General features: G+C 67.3%; 17 protein-coding genes. 8 read left to right on the top strand and 9 right to left on the bottom strand.

The window, feature by feature from the left end; all coding sequences use genetic code 11:
• Positions 1-58 precede the first annotated feature (58 nt).
• Positions 59-934 (top strand): bile acid:sodium symporter family protein, encoded by an 876-nt coding sequence (locus DES47_RS11130; RefSeq protein ID WP_133700710.1) that lies wholly within the window; start codon positions 59-61, stop codon positions 932-934.
• On the top strand, positions 915-2,678 hold the full coding sequence (locus DES47_RS11125) for an N-acyl-D-amino-acid deacylase family protein (RefSeq protein ID WP_133700709.1): 1,764 nt from the start codon (positions 915-917) through the stop codon (positions 2,676-2,678). The genes DES47_RS11130 and DES47_RS11125 overlap by 20 nt, the downstream gene beginning before the upstream one ends.
• A gap of 3 nt (positions 2,679-2,681) precedes the next feature.
• Here DES47_RS11125 and lnt read toward each other — a convergent pair whose 3' ends face one another.
• A complete protein-coding gene (gene lnt / locus DES47_RS11120) occupies positions 2,682-4,190 on the bottom strand; it encodes an apolipoprotein N-acyltransferase (protein WP_243748253.1) in 1,509 nt (502 codons plus the stop codon).
• Complete coding sequence (locus DES47_RS11115; RefSeq protein WP_133700708.1) at positions 4,187-5,089, bottom strand: HlyC/CorC family transporter; 903 nt, start codon at positions 5,087-5,089, stop codon at positions 4,187-4,189. The genes lnt and DES47_RS11115 overlap by 4 nt, the downstream gene beginning before the upstream one ends.
• Positions 5,090-5,220: 131 nt before the next feature.
• Between DES47_RS11115 and DES47_RS11110 the strand changes: the two genes are divergently transcribed.
• From DES47_RS11110 to hslU, 5 genes are all read left to right on the top strand, one after another.
• Positions 5,221-6,279 (top strand): CobW family GTP-binding protein, encoded by a 1,059-nt coding sequence (locus tag DES47_RS11110; protein ID WP_133700707.1) that lies wholly within the window; start codon positions 5,221-5,223, stop codon positions 6,277-6,279.
• Positions 6,280-6,802: 523 nt separating this feature from the next.
• The gene (gene dksA / locus DES47_RS29670) at positions 6,803-7,285 is read left to right on the top strand and encodes an RNA polymerase-binding protein DksA (RefSeq protein WP_341800596.1); all 483 of its coding nucleotides are present in this window, start codon (positions 6,803-6,805) and stop codon (positions 7,283-7,285) included.
• Between the two features lie 39 nt (positions 7,286-7,324).
• The gene (locus DES47_RS11100; protein ID WP_133700706.1) at positions 7,325-9,127 is read left to right on the top strand and encodes a hypothetical protein; all 1,803 of its coding nucleotides are present in this window, start codon (positions 7,325-7,327) and stop codon (positions 9,125-9,127) included.
• A gap of 84 nt (positions 9,128-9,211) precedes the next feature.
• Entirely contained in the window at positions 9,212-9,766 is a 555-nt protein-coding gene (gene hslV, locus DES47_RS11095) for an ATP-dependent protease subunit HslV (RefSeq protein ID WP_133700705.1), read from the top strand.
• A 5-nt stretch (positions 9,767-9,771) separates the two neighbouring features.
• Positions 9,772-11,142: an ATP-dependent protease ATPase subunit HslU gene (gene hslU / locus DES47_RS11090; protein WP_133700704.1), complete on the top strand. Its 1,371-nt coding sequence runs from the start codon at positions 9,772-9,774 to the stop codon at positions 11,140-11,142.
• Positions 11,143-11,152: 10 nt separating this feature from the next.
• Here hslU and DES47_RS11085 read toward each other — a convergent pair whose 3' ends face one another.
• The gene (locus tag DES47_RS11085) at positions 11,153-12,313 is read right to left on the bottom strand and encodes a helix-turn-helix transcriptional regulator (protein WP_133700703.1); all 1,161 of its coding nucleotides are present in this window, start codon (positions 12,311-12,313) and stop codon (positions 11,153-11,155) included.
• Positions 12,314-12,391: 78 nt separating this feature from the next.
• Positions 12,392-13,174, bottom strand: coding sequence for a type III pantothenate kinase (locus DES47_RS11080; protein WP_133700702.1), 783 nt, complete (start codon positions 13,172-13,174; stop codon positions 12,392-12,394).
• A gap of 122 nt (positions 13,175-13,296) precedes the next feature.
• Here DES47_RS11080 and DES47_RS11075 point away from each other — a divergent pair, with 122 nt between their 5' ends.
• Positions 13,297-14,835: a methyl-accepting chemotaxis protein gene (locus DES47_RS11075; protein ID WP_133700701.1), complete on the top strand. Its 1,539-nt coding sequence runs from the start codon at positions 13,297-13,299 to the stop codon at positions 14,833-14,835.
• Here the strand turns inward: DES47_RS11075 and cobA are convergent.
• The 5 genes from cobA to DES47_RS11050 form a co-directional block, all read right to left on the bottom strand.
• Complete coding sequence (gene cobA, locus DES47_RS11070) at positions 14,832-15,623, bottom strand: uroporphyrinogen-III C-methyltransferase (RefSeq protein WP_133700700.1); 792 nt, start codon at positions 15,621-15,623, stop codon at positions 14,832-14,834. The genes DES47_RS11075 and cobA overlap by 4 nt on opposite strands.
• Positions 15,620-18,409: a nitrate reductase gene (locus tag DES47_RS11065; protein WP_133700699.1), complete on the bottom strand. Its 2,790-nt coding sequence runs from the start codon at positions 18,407-18,409 to the stop codon at positions 15,620-15,622. The genes cobA and DES47_RS11065 overlap by 4 nt, the downstream gene beginning before the upstream one ends.
• A gap of 338 nt (positions 18,410-18,747) precedes the next feature.
• Positions 18,748-19,125, bottom strand: a complete 378-nt coding sequence (gene nirD / locus DES47_RS11060) for a nitrite reductase small subunit NirD (protein ID WP_133700698.1) — start codon at positions 19,123-19,125, stop codon at positions 18,748-18,750.
• A complete protein-coding gene (gene nirB, locus DES47_RS11055; protein WP_133700697.1) occupies positions 19,122-21,575 on the bottom strand; it encodes a nitrite reductase large subunit NirB in 2,454 nt (817 codons plus the stop codon). Before nirB ends, nirD begins: the two co-directional genes overlap by 4 nt.
• Entirely contained in the window at positions 21,572-22,375 is an 804-nt protein-coding gene (locus DES47_RS11050) for an ABC transporter ATP-binding protein (protein ID WP_133700696.1), read from the bottom strand. The genes nirB and DES47_RS11050 overlap by 4 nt, the downstream gene beginning before the upstream one ends.
• Positions 22,376-22,378: the final 3 nt, after the last annotated feature.

Here is a 22,378-nt window from a genome sequence, read left to right as displayed (position 1 = left end):
AACGATTGATTTTACGGGGGTTGACAGCCGCTACGCTGTGAATCGGGAGGAGGCGCGTGTGAGCACACAACAACTGATACTGAGCCTGGTGCTGGCAACCATGGTGTTTTCGGTGGCGCTGGAGCTGAAGGTAGAGGATTTCCGGCGCGTGGCGAAGATGCCCAGAAGCGTGGTCTGCGGCCTGATCCCGCAGTTTCTGCTCTTGCCGGTGGGCACCTGGCTGGCCACGCTGGCGCTGGACCTGCCGGCCAATGTCGAGGCCGCGATGATGCTGGTGGCCGCCTGCCCGGGGGGCTCGCTGAGCAACTATGTCACCCACTACGGCCGCGGCAACACGGCGCTGTCGGTCAGTGTCTCGGCCGTTGCCAGCCTGATGGCGCTTGTGCTGACACCGTTCAACTTCGGCTGGATGATGGCCGCCAACCCGGCCACCGCCGCCTGGCTGCGCGAGATTGCGATCAACCCGAATGACATCTGGATCAGCCTGGCGCTGATGCTGGCCATACCGATGGCCCTGGGCCTGACGTTGAGCCACCACCAACCGGCGTTGGCCGAGCGCATCCGCAAGCCGCTGGGCAATTTCAGCCTGTTGGCCCTGCTGGCCTTCATCGCGCTGGGCCTGGTGGCGCAGCGCCATTTGCTGAATGCCGCCATCCTGCCGATGCTGGCCATCGTCGTGCTCCACAACGGCGCCGGCCTGCTGCTGGGCTGGGTCACGTCCAAGGCCATGGGCATGTCCGAGCCCGACAAGCGCGCGGTGATGATTGAGGGCGGCATGCAGAACTCGGGCCTGGCCCTGGGCATCATTGCCGTGCAGTTCAATGCCGACCTGGGCATGGTGATCATCGCCAGCCTGTGGGGCATCTGGCACATCGTGTCGGGCATGGGCCTGGCAATCTACTGGAGGAAGAGCGATGCTGGACTTGCTCGTTAAAGGCGCGACCATCGTCGATGGCACGGGCGCGCCGGCGTTCACTGCCGATGTGGGCGTGAAGGATGGCTTGATCGTCGAGATCGGCTCCCTCACCGGCGCCGCGGCCGAGACCGTCCAGGCCGCAGGCGCCTGGCTGACCCCAGGCTTCGTCGACATCCACACCCATTACGACGGCCAGGCCAGCTGGGACGAGACCTTCTCGCCCAGCATCCACCATGGCGTGACGACACTGGTGATGGGCAATTGCGGCGTCGGCTTCGCGCCGCTGCGCAGCGGCGAGCAGCAGCGGCTGATCAACCTGATGCAGGGCGTGGAAGACATCCCCGGCGTGGCGCTGGCCGAGGGCATCGACTTCTGCTGGCAGAGCTTCCCGCAGTACATGGACGCGCTGGCGACCCGGCCGCGCAGCCTGGACTATCTGGTCCAGGTGCCCCATGACCCGCTGCGCATGTTCGTGATGGGCGAACGGGCCGTGGCGCAGCAGGCCGCAACCGACGACGACATCGAGCAGATGCGCGCGCTGCTGCGCGAAGCTCTGCAGGCCGGCGCGGTCGGTTTCTCGACCGGCCGCAGCGACAACCATCGCACCGCCGAGGGTCACGAGACACCGGCCTCCGAGGCCAGCGCCGCCGAGCTGATCGGCCTGGCCCGGGCCTTCGAGGGCTTGCAGCATGGCGTGGTGCAGATGGTCAGCGACTTCGATCTGCTGCGCGGCGCAGAGCGCTTCGATGCCGAGTTCGATTTATTGGAGCAACTGGCCGCAGCCAGCGGCAGAAAGCTGTCGATGACCTGGTTGCAGCGCGACCCCGGCGGCGAGCAGTACAAGGCGATTGCCGCCCGTGTCGAAGCGGCTGTCGCCAAGGGCCTGCCGCTGTACCTGCAGACGGCCGCGCGCGGCATCGGCGTGATCAACGGGCTGGACGCGAGCTTTCATCCCTTCATGGGCTTCCCCGGCTACAAGGAGGTGGCCCATCTGCCGCTGGCCGAGCGTGCGGCGGCGCTGCGCGACCCGGCGCGCAAGGCCCGCATCCTGGCCGAGAAGTCGGACCGCCTGGCCGGTGACGGCACGGCCATCCCGCCGCTGGTGGACATCCTGCTGGCCCGCATCGAGCTGATCAGCGGCCGCATGTTCCCGCTGTCATCGACCGATGGGGTCGAGCCGGACTACGAGCCGACGGTGATGCAGAGCTTTCTGGTCCGCGCCAAGCAGCGCGGCTGCACGGCGCTGGAGGCGCTGTACGACCACCTGGCCGGGGGTGACGGCGGCAATCTGATCTATTTCCCTATCTTCAACTACAACCAGGGCTCGCTGGACGTGGTGCGCCAGATGCTGGACCACCCGCGCGCGCTGCTGGGCTTGAGCGACGCCGGCGCCCATGTGGGCACCGTATGCGACGCCAGCTTCAGCACCTTCATGCTGACCCACTGGGTGCGTGACCGGGCCAGGGACCGCCTGCCGCTGGAGACTGTGGTGCAGATGCTGACGCAGCGCAATGCCGACTATCTGGGCCTGGCCGACCGTGGCTGCATCGCGGTGGGGCTGCGCGCCGATCTGAATCTGATCGATCCGGCCGCGTTGTCGGTCGGCGTGCCGCGGCTGGTGCGCGACCTGCCGGCAGGCGGCCAGCGCTTTCTGCAGAAGGCCAAGGGCTATCGGGCCACCTGGGTCGCGGGGCGCTGCGTGCAGCGGGATGGCGAGATCACCGGCGAGCGGCCGGGTCGGCTGGTGCGGATGGGGCGCTAGCGATCAGCCACCACGTCGGCGCCAGGCCCAGCACAGCACCCCCACGGCCAGCCCGAACAGCGGCCACAGCCCCAGCGCCGACAGCCAGCGCGCATAGGGCGTCACGCCCACCCGCCCCTGCACCTCGGCCTCCAGAATGCCCTCGGTCAGCGCCGGCAGGCGCGGGCCGATGCGACCGAGGTGATCAACCACAGCAGTGGCGCCGGTATTGGTCGAGCGCACCACCGCGCGCTGAAACTCCAGTGCTCGCATCTGCGAGAACTGCAGGTGCTGATCCTGCACCAGCGACTCGCCGAACCAGGCCAGATTGCTGACATTGACGAACAGGGTGGCCGGGCGCGGGCCGACCATGCTGGCGACCACATCTTCGCCGAACAGATCCTCATAGCAGATCAGCGGCCGCACACGCTGGCCGGCCACCTCGTAGGCGGCCTCGCTGCGGCCGCTGGCCTGGTCGCCCAGCGGAATCTGCAGCAGGGCTACGAACCAGCGAAAGCCGGGAGGGATGAATTCGCCGAAAGGCAGCAGATGGCGCTTGCCGTAGACATAATCGGCGCCGCCCGGCCCCGGCAGGCCCAGCACTGAATTGACATAGCCCTCGGCCTCGCTGCCGGTAAAGATGCCGATCAGGAGCCCCCGGCCCTGGGCGGCAAACGGCGCCTGCAGATCGGCCCAGAAACCCGGGCTCAGCTCGGCCCGGGTCAGCGGCACAACCGATTCAGGCGTCACCACCAGATCGCCCTTGGCACTGGCGATCTGGCGCAGCAGCAGCTGCAGATTGACCTCCAGCCGGTTCGGATCGAACTTCAGGTTCTGCGCCACATTGGGCTGTAGCAGGCTGACCTTCAGCGTACCGGCGTCTTGCGTAAAAACGCTTGGCAGCAGCGGGCCGGCCACCAGCACGGCCAGGCCGCCGGCCGCCAAAATCAGCTTGCTTCGCGACGGCCCATGGCCCAGTAGCGATGCAAGCACAAAGGCCAGCCCCGCCCCCAGCGCGCACAGGCCATAGACGCCTATCCACGGCGCCCAGGCGCTCAAGAGGCCGACGCTGTGCGCATAGCCGGAGGCGATCCACGGGAAGCCGGTCCACAGCACCGCCCGCGCCAGCTCGGCCAGCAGCCAGCAGGCAGCCCAAAGCAGCGCATTCAGATAGGGGTTGGCGCCGCGCAGCCGGGCAAACAGGGCCATCGCCGCGGCGTAGTACAGCGACAGGGCCGCTGCCAGCGCCACCACGGCCAGCGCCGCCAGCCAGGCCGGCATGCCGCCGAAGTCATGCATGCTGATGTAGAGCCACCACAGGCCCGAGACCAGCCAGGCCACACCGAACAGCCAGCCAAGGAAAGCGGCGCGGCGCGGCGCGGCCTGCACCGTGGCAAAGGCCAGCAGGGCCAGCGACAGCGGCTGCAGCCACCAGGCCTCGAAGGGCGCGAATGACAGGGTCTGGCCGAGGCCGGCCACAAGCATGGCCGGCGCGCTGGCGAACCAGCCGCGCACGGAGGCGAGCGCCTTCACGCGGTGGGTGCCCCGTCGGCTTCCGTCTTGCGCTCGGGTGCGCGGGTGACCTTGAACCAGCGCACCGCACCGCCGCGCGCCAGCATCACGTTGAAGCTCAGGCCGGCCAGCTCGACGATCTCCCCGCGCCGCGGCACGCGGCCCAGCTCCTGGGCGACCAGGCCACCGATGGTGTCGAAATCTTCCTCCGGCAGTTGCACCGAGAAGGCCTCGTTGACGGCCTTGATGTCGGCGTCTCCGGCCACCCGCTGGCTGCCATCGGCCAGCGTGTAGATGCTGCTGTCGCCGTCCTTGTCGTCGAACTCATCCTCGATCTCGCCGACGATCTCTTCCAGCACGTCCTCGATGGTGATCAGGCCGGCGGTGTTGCCGAATTCGTCGATCACGATGGCCAGATGGTTGCGGTTCGAGCGGAAGTCGCGCAGCAGTTCGTTCAGCCCCTTGGACTCGGGCACGAACACGGTCGGCCGCAGGAGGATGCGCAGATTGATCTCGGGCGCTCGCTGCAGCTTAAGCAGATCCTTGGCCAGCAGGATGCCGATGATGTTGTCTTTTTGCCCCTCGAATACCGGAAAACGCGAGTGTCCGGTGTCTATCACCGCGGCCAGCAGGTCGTCATAGGGGGCGTCGATGTCCAACAGGTCCATGCGCGGGGCGGCCACCATGGCGTCGCCGGCACTCAGCTCTGCCATGCGCAGCACACCCTCGAGCATCAGCCGCGACTCGGGCTCGATCAGCTCGCGCTGCTCCGCATCGGCCAGGGTGGCGATCAGTTCAAGCTTGGAATCCGGCCCCGGATGCAGGAATTCGAGCAAGCGCTCGAACACGGTGCGTCTATCGGCAGCGGCGGTATGACGGGCGCCCGGTTTCGGACTGGTCCTAGGTGAAGGCTCGGACATCGCGCTTGCGCGAGGGAGTTGCGACAAAGCACAGAATACCCCATTGACAGCCGCCCGCCCTTGAACCACAGTCTGCGGCCCCCATTTGTCAGAGCCTCGCCTCGGCAAATCCGCTTTATAAAGTCTCCATCATGACCACCCCAGCTCTGATCCCCGCCACCATCCTGACCGGCTTTCTCGGTTCGGGCAAAACCACCCTGCTCAAGCGCGTGCTGTCCGAGGCCCACGGCCAGAAGATCGCCGTGATCGAGAACGAGTTCGGCGAGGAGAACATCGACAACGAGATCCTCGTCTCGGACACCACCGAGCAGATCATCCAGATGAACAATGGCTGCGTCTGCTGCACCATCCGCGAGGATTTGCGCACCACGCTGAACGATCTGGCCGAAAAGCGTCGCAAGGGCGAACTGCAGTTCGACCGTGTCGTCATCGAAACCACCGGCCTGGCCGATCCCGGCCCGGTGGCCCAGACCTTCTTCATGGATGACGAGATCGCCGAGAGCTATCTGCTCGACTCGGTCCTGACCCTGGTCGATGCCGTCCACGGCGACACCCAGCTCAACGAGCGCCAGGAAGCGCGTCGCCAGATCGGCTTTGCCGACCAGATCTTCATCAGCAAGAGCGACCTGGCCGATGCCGCGAAGCTGGAGGACCTGAGCCACCGCATCAAGCATATGAACCCGCGCGCGCCGCAGCGCCGCGTGCATTTCGGCGAGGTGCCGATCGCCGAAGTGTTCGATCTGCGCGGTTTCAATCTGAATGCCAAGCTGGACATCGACCCCGACTTCCTGAAGGCCGACGAGCCCCACGGTCACAGCCATGGCCACAAGCACGACCATCACGACCACGAGCATGGCGAGCACTGCGACCATCCGCACCACCATGCCCACGACGACGATGTGAAGTCCTTCGTCTTCAAGTCCAACAAGGCCTTCAATCCGGCCAAGCTGGAAGACTTCCTGGGTGCCATCGTCCAGGTCTACGGCCCCAAGATGCTGCGCTACAAGGGCGTGCTGAACATGAAGGGCTCGGACCGCAAGGTGATCTTCCAGGGCGTGCACCAGCTGATGGGCAGCGATCTGGGCCCCAAATGGGCGCCCGGCGAAACCAAGACCAGCAAGATGGTTTTCATCGGCATAGACCTGCCAAAAGATATCTTGTTACAGGGTTTGGAGGGCTGTCTGGTCTAAATTTGATTGGAATCCGTTGGCATTCCTGCAACGTGGCTACAATCCGCGGCGCCCGAAGTGGCAGGGAATGCAGATGTGACCCACAGCCGACCCATAGAGCAGGTATAACTGCCGATGCGAGGAGACAGACGTGAGCAAGACCCCGGCCCCAGCATCCAGTCCGACCAAGGCATCCGCCAAAACAGCAGTGACCGCTGCGGCAGCCCCGGCTGCCGCCCATGCCCCAGCCAAGGCCAAACACCCGGCCGTTGAGGCCGAAGAAAAGCCTGCAGCGAAAGCCGCAGCGAAGGTCGCAACTAAGGCGGCAAGCCCGAAGTCGGGCGATACAGCAATGGACACCATGAGCACCAAGTCAACGCTTCAAGCCCCGGCCCCCAAGCCCGCGGGCAAATCCTCCGCCAAGGCGGCGGCGTCCAAAGTGGATACGGGCCCGGCCATGGTGCATGCGCCGCTGGTTGGCTCCAGCCGGTTCGCGGACCGTTTTGCTCCCCCTAAGCCGCCAACGCGACAAATGAACAGCCCTGTGATTGATACCCCCCGAATCGCCGCCAAGCCGGACCCCAAGCTGGCCAATGCCTGGAAGACCAAGTCCGGCCGCGAGATGAGCGAAGCCGAGATCTTCGCCATGCCCGACAGCGAGTACATGAACGACAAGCAGCTCGACTTCTTCCGCGGCAAGCTGCAGGAGTTGAAGGAAGACCTGCTGTCCAATGCCGGCGAGACCACCGAGCATCTGCGCGAAGACACCTCCATCGTCCCCGATCCGGCCGACCGCGCCACCATCGAGGAAGAGCACGCGCTGGAGTTGCGCACCCGCGACCGCGAGCGCAAGCTGCTGAAGAAGATCACGCAGTCGCTGGCCCGCCTGGACACCGGTGAGTACGGCTACTGTGACGAGACAGGCGAACCCATCGGCCTGGGCCGCCTGATCGCCCGCCCGACCGCCACGCTGTCGCTGGAAGCCCAGCAGCGCCGCGAGATGAAGCAGAAGATGTTCGGCGACTGATTCGCCCCGGCCCCCGGCAGCACCCCTCAAAGAAGCCTCATGACAGATCCGAAAGACGGCGAGAGCTTCTTCCGCAAGGTCGTGCGCTTCGTGGCCAACCCGGCCACGGACTGGGCCGAGCTGAGCACCAAGCAGGACAGCAATCTCGAGGACGATCTCGCCAAGAGCGAGCTCAAGTCGATGATTGAGCGCAAGCGCCGCAATGACTTCGTGCGCAAGAACGAGCTGGACATGCTGCGCCGCGTGCGCCGCGAGGGCCTGACCAACGAGCAGTTGGCCGCCCTGGGCAGCGCCAGCTCGCGCATGGAGGATTCGGGCCGTCACAGCGAGCCTGCCTCCGGCCGCCCCGAGAAGGGGGTCAAGGCCAAGATCGACGCGATCGAGCAGCAGATGGTCAGCGAGAACGTGATCGGCGGCAACCGCCCCCGACCACCGTCGTTCTACGACACCGCTACCCAGCCGGCCCACTTTTCCCCGCCCCAACCTCCATCAACGCCCGAGCATCCCGGCGGCCCTCCGGCCATGGCCCGCCCGGCCAACACCCGCCCGGGTCGACTGGAGCGCGAGCCCAGCCCCAGCGTGGCCGATGCCGCCAGCGCCGAGGAGCTGGAGCGCCTGGAGCTGACGCCGCCGCCCGCCGCAGCGACGATGAAACAAAGCATGCCGCCGCTGAGCGAAGCCAACAAGCCGGCCGAGATCTCGCTGGTGGCACTGGACTTCCTCAACGACCGGACGGTTCTGCCGGAGATCGAGGTCAGCGAGGTGGTCCACGACCCCGAGCTGGACGAGGCGGTGATCGCCTTTGCCAATGCCGATTTCGAGCAGTGCGAGCGCGCGCTGCTGAACATGACACTGCCAGGCGGCCCGCGCAATCTGCAGAGCGAGACCTGGCTGGTGCTGTTCGACCTCTACCGAGCCACTGGCCAGCAGGACAAATTCGAGGCCCTGGCCTTGAACTATGCGCAGCAGTTCGCGCTGTCCTCGCCGCAATGGTTCTCGCTGCCCAAGCTGGTGGCCGCCGCGGCCAGTGCCGAGCCGCCCAAGCCCAGCCAGGACCGCGGCGACATCGGCTGGGTCTCGCCCGAGGTGCTGGACCTGGAGGCCGTCTCGAAACTGCGCTCGCAGACGCTGCAGATGCCCCTGCCCTGGGTGTTCGACTGGGGCCCGTTGCGCCAGGTCGAGGTCGAGGCCTGCGGCCGGCTGAGCGAGCTGATGCGCCAGTGGGCTGTCCAGCCGCTGGACCTGCGCTGGCTGTCCGGTGAGCATTTCTTCAATGTGCTGAAGGAAGCCTCGCCGACCGGCGTGCGCGATGCCGATCCGGCCTACTGGATGCTGCGCCTGGACGCGCTGCGCGTGGCCAACCGCCCGGACCAGTTCGACGAGACCGCGATCGACTACTGCGTGACCTACGAGGTCTCGCCGCCGTCCTGGGAACGGGTGACCTGCCGCGCCCGCATCAGCGGCGCCACCCAGTCCACCGTCGCCCCGCCGACCTCCATCGTCACCGAGGCCAGCACCAGCTTCATGGAGTCGCAGATCCTCGACCAGGCCGGCATGGTGCAGGTGGCTCAATTCGAGCTGTCGGGCCAGCTGGTCGGCGACATCAGCGACACGCTCAAGCGCATGAATGCCGAGCTGGGCAACTCGACCCAGGTGAATGTGTCCTGCACACGGCTGATACGGGTGGACTTCATCGCCGCCGGTGACCTGCTGAACTGGGTCCTGAGCCGTCGTGGCGAGAACCGCGCCGTCACCTTCACCGAGGCGCACCGCCTGGTGGCGCTGTTCTTCGGCGCGATGGGGATCAATGAGCATGCCAAGGTGAAGGTGCACGCCGTATAGGCGTAGCCCGCATGGAATGCGGGGCCCCGGATTTCATCCGGGCTACGAACTTGAAATGCGTTTCAACGCCCCAAACTGCCGCCGATGGATCAATACCACGGAACAACCATCCTCAGCGTAAGACGCGGCAATCTGGTCGCCCTCGGCGGCGACGGCCAGGTCACGCTGGGCACCATCATCGTCAAATCCAGCGCACGCAAGGTGCGCAAGCTCTACCGTGACCAGGTGCTGGCCGGTTTTGCCGGCGCCACGGCCGATGCCTTCACGCTGTTCGAACGCTTCGAGTCCAAGCTGGAGAAGCACCAGGGCCATCTGGTCCGTGCCGCCATCGAGCTGACCCGCGACTGGCGCACCGACCGAGTGCTGCGCCGGCTCGAGGCCATGCTGGCCGTGGCCGACCGCGAAGCCTCGCTGATCATCACCGGCAATGGTGATGTGCTGGAGCCCGAGCATGGCATCGTCGCCATCGGCTCCGGCGGCGCCTATGCCCAGGCGGCGGCCCGTGCGCTGATACAGCACACCGAGCTGGCGCCGGCCGATGTCGTCAAGCGCTCGCTGGAGATCGCCGGCGACATCTGCATCTACACCAACCAGAGCCACATCATCGAGACGCTCGATGGTCCGGCGGCCAAGGCATAAGCGCCATGTCCATGACTCCTCAAGAAATCGTTTCCGAGCTCGACCGACACATCGTCGGCCAGCAGGCGGCCAAGCGCGCGGTGGCCATCGCCATGCGCAACCGCTGGCGCCGCCAGCAGGTCGATGAAAAGCTGCGCGGCGAGATCACGCCCAAGAACATCCTGATGATCGGCCCCACCGGCGTGGGCAAGACCGAGATCGCGCGCCGCCTGGCCAAGCTGGCCGACGCCCCTTTCATCAAGGTCGAGGCGACCAAGTTCACCGAGGTCGGCTATGTCGGCAAGGATGTGGACTCCATCATCCGCGACCTGGTGGACATGGCCGTCAAGCAGGAGCGCGAGACGCAGATGCGTCGCCAGCGCACCCGCGCCGAAGATTCCGCCGAGGAGCGCGTGCTCGACATCCTGGTGCCGCCGCCGCGCGGCGCCTCAAGCGGCAGCGAGTTCGGCTTTGCCGCTCCGGCTCCGGCAGCAATACCCGGCCCCGCTGTTGCGAATGAGAACACGGCGCGCCAGGTGATGCGCAAGCGCCTGCGCGAGGGGGCGCTGGACGACAAGGAAATCGAGGTCGATCTGGCCGAGGCCCGCCCGGCGCTGGAAATCATGGGCCCGCAGGGCATGGAAGAAATGGCCGAGCAGCTCAAGGGCATGTTCTCGCAGATGGGCGCAGGCAAGCGCAAGACACGCAAGGTGAAGATCGCCGAGGCAATGAAGCTGCTGGTCGAGGAAGAGGCCGGCAAGCTCGTCAACGAGGACGAGATCAAGACCAGCGCCCTGCACAACACCGAGCAGAACGGCATTGTCTTCATCGACGAGATCGACAAGGTCGCCTCGCGCAGCGAGGGCAATGGTGCCGAGGTCTCGCGCCAGGGCGTGCAGCGTGACCTGCTGCCCCTGGTCGAGGGTACGACGGTCAACACCAAGTACGGCATGGTCAAGACCGACCACATCCTGTTCATCGCCTCGGGGGCCTTCCACCTGGCCAAGCCCAGCGATCTGATACCGGAGCTGCAGGGGCGCTTCCCGATCCGCGTCGAGCTGGGCTCGCTGTCGGTCGATGACTTCGAAGCCATCCTGACCAGCACCCATGCCAGCCTGGTCAAGCAGTACCAGGCCCTGCTGGCCACCGAGGGCGTGACGCTGGACTTTGCCGCCGAGGGCATACGCCGCCTGGCGCAGATCGCCTACGACGTCAACGAGCGCACCGAGAACATCGGCGCACGCCGCCTTTCCACCGTGATGGAGCGCCTGCTCGACGAGGTCAGCTTCGATGCGCCCAATCGCGCCGGTCAGACCTTCACCATCGACGCGGCGGTGGTGGACGGCAAGCTGGCCGAGCTGGCGCGCAATGAAGACCTCTCTCGCTACATTCTTTGACTCCAGCGTGTCAGACCGTCTCGGCATGACCTGACACCGCCCCCATCTGCGCGAGCAGCAGCATCAGCCGCCCGGCGCCGGTCTTCCCCAGCAGTCCCCGCACATGGGTGCGCACGGTGGAGACGCGGACATCCAGGCGCTGCGCCACCTGCCCCACGCTGAGCCCGGTGCAGAGCAGCTCCAGCACCTGGCGCTCGGCCGGGCTCAGCGCGCAGCGCGCGGCCAGACCGGCGATGCGCGCGGCCTGGCTGATGCGCGGGGCGTCGCGCTGCACCGTCAGCAGCAGCGCGCCCTCGGGCCATGCGGCCGCACGGGCGGTTCTTCCGGCCAGGCTGGCGGCGTGGACGCGCCCGGTCTGCAGATCGGGGCCGAACCACAGGCCCTGCTCCTCGGCGCTGCCGGCAGCGGCCCGGGCGAGCAACTGGTCCAGCTCGGCGGCCTCCAACTGCCCCAGGCGTTCAAGCCGCCCTCCGGACGACCGACCATCGCCCAGGGTCAGCAGCGACTCGGCCGCAGGGTTGGTGTAGATCAGCTGCCGGTCCGTGCGCAACACCAGCACCGCCTGCGGCATGCTGGCAAAGGCCGCGGCCGGGCCTGACAGGTCCGGCGCCGAGTGCTGCTGGGCCGCATACAGCGACAGCGCCCGCTGCAGCGGCAGGTGCAGGCTGCGCAGCCGTGCGACGTCGGCATCGCTCATCGAAGGCTGGTGGCGAGCCCGGTTCAGGGCCAGCACCAGCATCGGCCCGCCCTGCGGACCCTGGCCGTCATCGACGATCAGGCAACTCACATCCCAAAGCCCGTGCTGGGACGCAAAGGCGGCGTAGCAATGGGTATGCGTCAGCTGCTCGCCGCTGAGATACTCGCGCCCGGCATGGGCCGTGCCGGCCTTCATCGACAGGCCGCGCTCCAGCCAGGCCATGCGCCAGGGATCGTTGTCCATCCAGCGTTCGTAATACTGCTGCCGGCAATCCATGCCCACCGAGCAGGTCAGGCCCTGGGCCAGCCAGGGCGAGCCGCGGGCCTGGCGCGCGAAGGGCGTCACCAGCATGGCCGAGGCCGCGTTGAAGACGACCCGCAATTCAGACAAGAGGTGCTGAGGCGAGGTCAGGCCTTGGGCCACCATTTCCGCCAGACGGAGCACTCCATTCAAGCCGCGCTCTTCGAGCTGCATGACTTCCTCCCAGAAGTTCTGCCGAATGATGACATAACTTCAAGAAGGCGCGCCACTGCGGCGACAACAAGCAGAAAACTACAGCGCCAAGCGATGCGACTGCAACGACAGGATGCCGTCGAAGATCAGCGACTCCACCAGCTCGTGTGGCAGGTCCAGCGCCGGTGCCACCTTCCATCCGGCACCACCGGTCATCAGCGTGACGGGCGCGTGGGGGCAGTGCGGGCCGCAGCGCTGGCTGAGGTGCCGGTGCATGCGCTCGATCGCGCCGGTGATGGCATAGGTGCCGCCGCTGGTCAGCGCATCCGAGGTATTGGTCGGGAACTCGCGCACCTCGCCGGTGGGCACGCGCAGGCCGGCCGTGCCCCCCTCCAGCGCGCGCAGCATGATGCCGTGGCCGGGCAGTATCAGGCCGCCGAGAAAGTGGCCGTTCTGATCCAGCGCATCGACGGTCACCGCCGTGCCCACCATCACCACCAGGGCCGGCCGGGCCGGGCCACGGGCCAGCACATGCCAGCGGGCGCCGATCAGGGCCACGAAGCGGTCCGCGCCCAGGCGGCCGGGGTGGTCATAGCCGTTGGTGATGCCACCGGCCTGCAGCGAGGACACGACCCAGCGCGGCTCGATCTCCCACAGCTCGTCCACCTGCTCCTCGACGCGGCGGCGGATCGCGTCGCCGGCCACATTGCAGCCGAGTATGGAATGCGGCGCAGGCAGCGCCTGCCATTCGCGCTCGGCCAGCTGGTCGATGTTCTCCAGGAACACCGCGCCATGGGCCAGCAAGGCGGCGCCTGGCTGGGGCGAGGCGTACAGCGCCCATTTCAGGCGCGTATTGCCGATGTCTATGGCCAGAAAGCTCATCGCTGCCAGTGAGAGTTCACAGAAACCACAGCCTAACAGAGGGTGCGCGCACCAGCTCGGGGCAAAGCCGGCTAAGCTGGGCCCGCCATCTTGTCGAACCGTTTGGAAGGGACCTTCACGCCATGAAGAAGCTCAGCATTTCCGCCCGGCTCTGGATGCCGACCATCGCCCTGGGCGTGGCGATGGCCTTGATGACCGTGGCCTCGGCAAGCCGCACCAGCAGCCTGCAGGCCGCAGCCAAACTGGTGCAGGAGCGCCAGCAGAGCAAGTTCGAGCTGGCCCTGCGCTGGCGCGGCATGACCGAGACCAATGCCAGCCGTGCGGTGGCAAGCCTGGCCAGCACCGATCCGAATGTCGGCACCATGCTCAAGCCCGATATCGACGCCACCACGGCCGCCATTTCCGAGATCCAGAAGCAGCTGGAGGCTCTGGCCCAGGAGGGCGACGAGAAGGCCGCCATGGCCCGCGTGGCCGAGGCGCGCAAGAGCTATATCGCGATACGCGGCGATGCCACCAAGCTCAAGACCGGTGGCAATGCCGAGGGCGCCAATGCCATGCTCAAGGACAAGATGCTGCCCGCCGTGGCCGACTATCTGGCCCGCCAACAGGACTTCGTCAAGCTGCAGCAGTCCAAGTCCGACCAGCTGCGCGAGCAGGCCGGGGCCGAACGGATGCGTACCGTCTGGACGGTGGCCGGCGTGATGGGCTTGGTGGTGCTGCTGCTGGCGGTGAGCACGATGTATCTGGTGCGGGCGATCTCCGCCCCGCTGGCTGAGGTGGCCAAGATGGCCGAGCGCATCGGCCAGGGCGATCTGACCGGCAGCTTGGCCACCGACCGTGGCGACGAGATCGGCGACGTGTTGCGCGCGCTGGACAAGATGAAGGCGGCGCTGAACCAGGTGGTCGGCGAGGTGCGACACAGCGCCGACAGCATCCAGACCGCCAGCGCCGAGATTGCCACCGGCAACACCGACCTCAGCCAGCGCACCGAGCAGACCGCCTCCAACCTGCAGCAGGCCGCCAGCGCGATGACCGAGCTGACCGGCACCGTGCGCCAGAGCGCCGACAGCGCCGCCACTGCCAACCAGCTGGCCCATAGCGCCGCCGAGGTGGCGCAACGCGGCGGCTCGGTGGTGGCCCAGGTGGTGTCGACGATGGACGAGATCAACACCAGCTCGAAGAAGATCAGCGACATCATCGGCGTGATCGACGGCATCGCCTTCCAGACCAATATCCTGGCGCTGAATGCCGCCGTCGAGGCGGCCCGTGCCGGCGAGCAGGGCCGCGGCTTTGCCGTCGTGGCCAGCGAGGTCCGCTCACTGGCCCAGCGCAGCGCCGAGGCGGCCAAGGAGATCAAGACCCTGATCGGCAGCAGCGTCGACAAGGTCGAGACCGGGGCCCGCCTGGTGCAGGACGCCGGCACGACGATGGGCGAGATCGTCGCCAGCGTCAAGCGCGTGACCGACATCATTGCCGAGATCAGCGCCAGCACCGTCGAGCAGAGCCAGGGCATAGGCCAGGTCAACGGCTCGGTGATACAGCTCGATCAGATGACGCAGCAGAACGCCGCGCTGGTCGAGCAAAGCGCCGCGGCGGCCGAGTCGCTGAAGGAGCAGGCGATCAAGCTGTCGGGGCTGGTGCGGGGCTTCCGCCTGAGCTAGCCAACCAGTGCGGTGCGCTGCTGCAGCTCCTGCGTCAGCTCGGCCCAGCCATGGGCCTCGCGCACCACCTCGCCGATGACCAGGATGGCCGGGCTGCTGATCTGCTCGTCGCGCAGGCCCTGGGCCAGGCCGTCCAGGGTGCACAGCAGCTGGCGTTGCTGCGGCGTGTGGGCGGCGGCAATCGCGGCGGCGGGCATGTCGCCGTCCATGCCGGCGGCGCGAAGCTCGGCCACCAGGGCCTCGCAGCGGGCCAGGCCCATATAGATCACCAGGGTCAGGCCGCTGCGCGCCAGCGCCGCCCAGTCGGGACCGGCACCGGACTGCGCATCGGCACGGTTGTGGCCGGTGATGAAGGCCACCCCCGGTGCGTGGCGGCGGTCGGTGACCGGGATGCCGACGGCGGCCGGTGCGGCTATGCCCGAGGTAATGCCGGGCACCACTTCCACCTCGATGCCAGCCTCGCGCAGCGCCTGGCACTCTTCGCCGCCGCGGCCGAACACAAAGGGATCACCGCCCTTGAGCCGCACCACCCGCTTGCCCTCACGGGCCTCGCGCAGCATCAGCTGGTGGATGAAGGCCTGGGAGGTCGAGACGCAGCCTCCCCGTTTGCCGACGTGCAGCACCCGCGCATCGGAGCGCAGCATGGCCAGCACGCGGCGGTCGACCAGGTCGTCGCACAGCACCACATCGGCGGCCTGCAGGCGATTCAGCGCACGCAGGGTCAGCAACTCGGGATCGCCGGGGCCGGCGCCGACCAGGCTGACGCATGGGGTGGAGCTTGTGTTCATGGAGTTACCTCTTCGACAACTTTGATGGGACTGGCCGCCACCAGCCGGCGCAGGCTGGGCAGGCAGGAGCCGCACTGGGTGCCGCAGCGCAGCTCGCTCTGCAAGGTCGCCAGACGGGTGCCGGCATCGCCGGACGCCCGCCCCAGGCAATCGGTGATGCGTGCCTCGCTGACGTCCAGGCAGTTGCAGATCTGGGCGCTGCGTTCGACCAGGCCCGCCGGCGTGCCGGCCTCCGGCGCCAGCAGCCAGCGGCCATGCGGTGCGACCGGTTCGGCCTCGCGCCACAGATTCAGCAGCCAGGCACCTTCGCGGCCCTCGCCGACGCGCAGCACCGCCTGCAGCCGAGCGTCCTCGCCGGCGCCGGCCAGACGCAGCAGCCGGCAACGGCCGCGACGGGTGTCGACATAGCGCAGCAGGCCGGGCTGGTTCAGCCCCAACGCCTCGGCAAAGGAGGTGATCAAGGTTTGGGCCAGGGGTGCGGCGCTGGCCCCCTCGAAGCTCCAGCCCTCCAGGCCGTCGCGGCCGGCCACCGGCACACAGCTGCCGTAATCCAGCTCGCCCATCAACGCGCGCAGGCGCCGGGCCATGGCCGCGCTCTCGCCGGCTTCGCACCAGGCGGCGGCGCTGAGCCTCCAGGGCAGCTCCAGCCGTTCGACGCTGACGCTGCTGAACTTCAGCTCGGGCTGTTTGGAGTCGGGGCAGTAGGCGCTTTGCGTCGCGGCATTGATGCCCAGCAAGGCCTGGCCCTGAGCGGAGCGGCCGGAAACGAACTCCTGGCCCCAGTGCATCGCCACATAGGCCTGGGCCGGCTTGATGCCCTCGTCGGCCAGCAGCGGCAGCACCAGCTCGCCGCGGCGCGAGCGCACACGCACCAGATCGCCATCGCTCAGGCCGCGGCGCGGCAGGTCCTGCGGGCTCATGCGCAGGGCCGGCGTGCCCTCGTGGCTGAACAGCCTGCCGACGACACCGCTGCGGCTCATGCCATGCCACTGGTCGCGCATGCGGCCGGTGTTCAGCACCAGCGGATAGCGGGCGTCGGGCTTGTCGGCGGCGGGCTGGTAGGGCTTGGCAATGAAGCGGGCGCGGCCGTTGGCGGTGGCGAAGTGGCCGTCCTGGTAGAGCCGGGCCGTGCCTTTGGTCGCGCCTTCCGGGAACGGCCACTGTTGCGGACCCTGTGCGTCGAGCAGCGCGTAGCTCAGGCCGGAAATGTCCAGGTCACGACCGCGGGTGGCCTCGCGGTGCTCCAGCCACAGAGCCTCGCTGCCGGTGTGCGCGAACAGGCTGGGCTGGCCGGGGCGCCAGCGCGCCTCCAACTGCTGGGCCACGTCGCAAACGATCTGCCAGTCCGGCCGCGCCTGGCCGGGCGGCGGCACCGCCGCCCTCACCCGGCTGATGCGGCGCTCGCTGTTGGTGACCGTGCCCTCCTTCTCGCCCCAGGTCGCGGCCGGCAGCAGCAGATCGGCGTAGGCGGCCGTGGCGGTGTCGGCAAAGGCCTCCTGCAGTATTACCAGCTCGCAGCGCTCCAGCGCCCGGCGCACCAGCGCCTGGTCGGGCATGGACTGGGCCGGGTTGGTGCAGGCAATCCACAGTGCCTTGATTTCACCGCGCGCGGCGGCCTCGAACAGTTCGACGGCCGTCTTGCCCGGGGTCTCGGGCAGGGCGGGCACACCCCACAGCCGGGCGATCTCGTCGCGGTGTGCGGCACTGCCAGGGTCGCGATGGCCGGGCAAGAGCGTGGCCATGCCACCGGCCTCGCGCCCGCCCATCGCATTGGGTTGGCCGGTCAGCGAGAACGGGCCCGCGCCGGCACGACCGATCTGGCCGGTGGCCAGGTGCAGATTGATCAGCGCGGTGTTCTTGGCCGTGCCGCTGCTGCTCTGGTTCAGGCCCTGGCAGTACAGCGACAGGGTGGCCGGCGAACGGGCAAACCACTGCGCGGCCTGCATCAGGTCGTCCAGTGCGATGCCGCAGATGCGCGCGGCTTCGCGTGGCGGCATGCCGCGCACCAGGTCTTTCAACGCCGCAAAGCCCTCGGTGTGGGCGGCGATGAAATCGCGATCCAGCCACTCCTCCCAGATGCAGGCATGCAGCATGCCCAGACACAGCGCGACATCGGTGCCGGGAGCGATCTGCAGATGCAAGTCGGCGAACTCGGCCGACTCGGTGCGGCGCGGATCCACGACGACCAACTTCATGTCGGGCCGGGCCGCGCGGGCATCTTCGAGCCGACGGAACAGCACCGGATGCGCCCAGGCCGGGTTGGCGCCGGTGATGAACACGCAGTCGGCGTGGTTCAGATCCTCGTAGCTGCAGGGCGGCGCATCGGCACCCAGGCTCTGCTTGTAGCCGACCACGGCCGAGCTCATGCACAGCCGCGAATTGCTGTCGATATTGTTGGTGCCGACCAGGCCCCGCGCCAGCTTGTTGAAGGCGTGGTAGTCCTCGGTCAGCAGCTGGCCGGAGATGTAGAAGGCGATCGCGTCCGGACCATGCTCGGCGCGGATCGCATCGAGCTTGTCGGCGATGCGTGCGGTGGCGTCACTCCAGCCGAGTGGCTGCATCGCGCCACCACGCTGCGGCCGCCACTGCGGCGTCAGCAGCCGCCGGGTCTGCAGCACCTCGGGCGTGGCGGTCAGGTGTAGGGTCGAGCCCTTGGTGCAGAGGCGCCCGAAATTGGCCGGGTGGTCCGGGTCGCCGCGCACGCCACTGATCTGCGCGCCCTCGCTCTCGATGATGACTCCGCAGCCGACGCCGCAGTAGGGGCAGGTCGATCGAGTCTCAGCCATGCTGCGGCCCTGCGGAGGTGTAGCGGCAAGGACGAGGGCGCGCCAGCCGCTGCGGGCTGAAGCATCGTCCGGCCCTGAACGGACCGGACTTCGGCTTCTTTATGCCCGCAGCGACCGGCACGCCCTCATCCCTGCTGGAGCGGATGTGCCGGCGACCACCAGTGCATCCGCAGAGGGGGTGGGGGGCCGGCCACGGAGGGCATAAAGAAGTTGGAGGTCCGTCCGCGAGGGCGGACCAAAACTTCAGCCCGCAGTGGCCGGCCCCCCGCCCCCTCTGCAGCCTCGAAGCACCAAAGTACATAGGACTGCCAACCAGAGGCGAGTCGGTCAGCTTCACCTCAGGCCACCTTGCTGCAAGGCCCGGCCACCAGCGCCGGCAGATCGATGGCCAGAGTGTCCAGCTCGATCTGATTCAGCAAGACCTGCCCCTCTACAAGGCGGACCTCAAAGCGCACCGCGCAGCCGACGTCGGGCGCCTGGGCCTCGCCGCTGTCCAGCGCGATGGTCCAGTTGTGCAGCGGGCAGGCGACGCTGTGGCCGAAGACGATGCCCTGGCTCAGCGGGCCGCCCTTGTGCGGGCAGCGGTCAAGCAGCGCAAACACACGATCGTCGGCGGCACGGAACACCGCCACCTGGGGGCCGGCCTCGCGTTGCACCCGGCGCGCGCCCTGCACCGGAATGTCGTCCACTGCACAAACTGTTTTCCACTCGCTCATGCCAAGCTCCCTTCCACCGCCTTGAACTGCCGCAAATCCACCTTGGCCTTGTCGAAATCGAACCAGGGGTCCGGCTCGCCGTCGAGCGCGAACTGCAGCTCGGCCCACAGTGCCTTGCGGCCGGTGTGGTCATCGAGGATCTTGGCTTTCACATAGTCCAGGCCCACGCGCGAGACGTAGTGCACGGTGCGCTCCAGATACCAGCCCTCCTTGCGGTAGAGCTGCATGAAGGCGCCGGTGTACTCCAGCACCTCCTCGGCCGTCTTCAGCTTGCAGAAGAAGTGGGCGACCTCGGTCTTGATGCCGCCATTGCCGGCCACATACATCTCCCAGCCGCTGTCCACGCCGATGATGCCGACGTCCTTGATGCCGGCCTCGGCGCAGTTGCGCGGGCAGCCCGACACGGCGAACTTGACCTTGTGCGGCGCGTACATGCGCCACATCGCGCGCTCCAGGTCCTTGCCCATCTGCGTCGAGTCCTGCGTGCCCATGCGGCACCACTCGGAGCCGACGCAGGTCTTGACCGTGCGCAGCGCCTTCGCATAGGCGTGGCCCGAGGGCATGCCGATGTCCTTCCAGACATCGACCAGATCTTCCTTCTTCACGCCGAGCAGATCGATGCGCTGGCCGCCGGTGACCTTGACGGTGGGGATCTTGTACTTGTCCACCGCGTCGGCAATGCGGCGCAGCTCCGAGGCCGTGGTCTCGCCGCCCCACATGCGCGGGATCACCGAGTAGGTGCCGTCCTTCTGGATATTGGCGTGGCTGCGCTCGTTGATGTAGCGGCTTTGCGGATCGTCCTGGGCCTCCTTGGGCCAGGTCGAGATCAGGTAGTAGTTCAGCGCCGGCCGGCAGCTGGAGCAGCCGTTGGGCGTGCGCCAGCCCAAGGTCGATTGCACCGCGGCGATGGTCAGCAGGCGCTGGTCCTGGATGGCGGCGCGCACATCGGCATGGCTCTGGTCGGTGCAGCCGCACATCGCCTTTTTCTTCGGCGCAGCCGAGTAGTCGCCGCCAGCGGTGAACATCAGCAGCTGTTCGACCAGGCCGGTGCACGATCCGCAGGAGGCGCTGGCCTTGGTCTGCTTGCGCACCTCTTCCAAGGTGAACAGGCCCTTGTCCTTGATCGCCTTGCAGATGGTGCCCTTGGTCACGCCATTGCAGCCGCAGACTTCGTCGGCGTCCAGCATCGCCGCCGCCTTGTTATGGCCCTGGTGGCCGACGTCGCCGATATTCGACTCGCCGAACATCAGCTTGTCGCGGATGTCGCTGATCTTGCGGCCCTCGCGCAGCAGCTTGAAGTACCAGCTGCCATCGACGGTGTCGCCGTACAGGCAGGCGCCGACCAGTTGGTCGTTCTTGATCACCAGCTTCTTGTAAACCCCGGCAAAGGGGTCGCTCATCACGACTTCCTCATAGCCCTCGCCCCCCATGAAGTCGCCGGCCGAGAACAGGTCGATGCCGGTGACCTTGAGCTTGGTGCTGGTCTGGCTGCCGGTGTAGCGGCCGATGCCGAACTGCGCCAGGTGCGTGGCGCAGACCTTGCCCTGCTCGAACAGCGGCGCGACCAGGCCGTAGGCAATGCCACGGTGCGCCGCGCATTCGCCGACCGAGTAGATGCGCGGGTCGGTGGTGGTCTGCATCGTGTCGCTGACGACGATGCCGCGGTTGCAGTGCAGGCCGGCGCTCTCGGCCAGTGCGGTGTTGGGGCGTATGCCGGCGGCCATCACGACCAGATCGGCCGGGATCTCCTTGCCATCCTTGAAATGCACCGCCATCACGCGGCCGTCCTTGTCGCCGATCAAGGCTTGAGTCTGCGCGCCGAGCATGAACTTCAGACCGCGCGCTTCGAGCGACTGGCGCAGCAGCGCGCCGGCCTGGTCATCAAGCTGGCGCTCCATCAGCCAGCCGGCGATATGGATCACGGTGACCTGCATGCCGCGCAGCATCAGGCCGTTGGCCGCTTCCAGGCCTAGGAGGCCGCCGCCGATGACCACCGCGTGCCGGTACCTGGTGGCCGCTTCGATCATCTCGTTGGTGTCGGCGATATCGCGATAGGCGATCACACCCTTCAGCTCCTTGCCGGGGATGGGCAGGATGAAGGGGCTGGAGCCGGTGGCGATCAGCAGGCGGTCGTACTCGGCCGAAGTTGTGGATCCATTGCCGTCTTCGGCAATCACCTTGCGGCGGATACGATCGATCGTGGTGACCTTCTTGCCCAGATGCAGGGTGATGCCCTGGTCGGCATACCAGCTCAAGGGGTTGAGCACGATCTCGTCGAGCGTCTGCTCGCCGGCAAGTACCGGGCTCAGGAGGATGCGGTTGTAGTTCGGGTGCGGCTCGGCGCCGAACACGGTGATGTCGTAGAGGTCGGGAGCGATCTTCAACAGCTCTTCCAGCGTACGCACGCCAGCCATGCCATTGCCCACCATCACCAGCTTCATCTTCTTCATGCTGCGTTCTCCACATGGGCATGCCGGCTGTAGAGAAACTCGATCACCGACTTGCGCGCGTGCACATAGGTCGGGTCTTCGGCCAGCGCCACGCGGTCACGCGGGCGAGGCAGATCAACACTCAGGATCTCGCCTATCGTCGCCGCCGGCCCGTTGGTCATCATCACGATGCGGTCGCTGAGCAGCACGGCCTCGTCGACATCGTGCGTCACCATCACCACCGTGCTGCGCGTGCGCGCCACGATCTTCAGCAGCTCGTCCTGCAGCTTGGCGCGGGTCAGCGCATCCAGCGCTCCGAAGGGCTCGTCCATCAACAGCACCTTGGGCTCCATCGCCAGCGCCCGGGCAATGCCGATGCGCTGCTTCATGCCGCCCGAGATCTCATGCGGGCGCTTCTGCGCGGCGTGACCCATGCCGACCAGCTCCAGCGCCGCCTGCGTGCGCGCATCGAGCTGGGCCTTGGATTCGCGAGCGCCGAACACCCGCTCCACCGCCAGATGCACATTGGCAAAGCAGGTCAGCCAGGGCAACAGCGAGTGGTTCTGGAACACCACGGCGCGCTCGGGGCCTGGCGCGGCAATCTCGCGCTTGTCGCACAAGAGCAGGCCGCTGGTGGGCAGCAGCAGGCCGGCGATCAGGTTCAGCAGAGTGCTCTTGCCGCAGCCCGAGTGGCCGATCAGCGTGATGAACTCGCCCTGCTGGACCTGCAGATGGATGTCGCGCAAGGCATGGAAGCTGCCCTTGCGGGTGCTGAACACCATCTCGACCGCTTGCACGTCGATGAATGCGGGGTTATGCATGGC

The organism is Roseateles toxinivorans, from assembly GCF_004362525.1.
GTDB classification, from domain to species: Bacteria; Pseudomonadota; Gammaproteobacteria; order Burkholderiales; family Burkholderiaceae_C; genus Paucibacter; species Paucibacter toxinivorans.
This window is presented reverse-complemented; position numbering and strand designations above follow the sequence as displayed.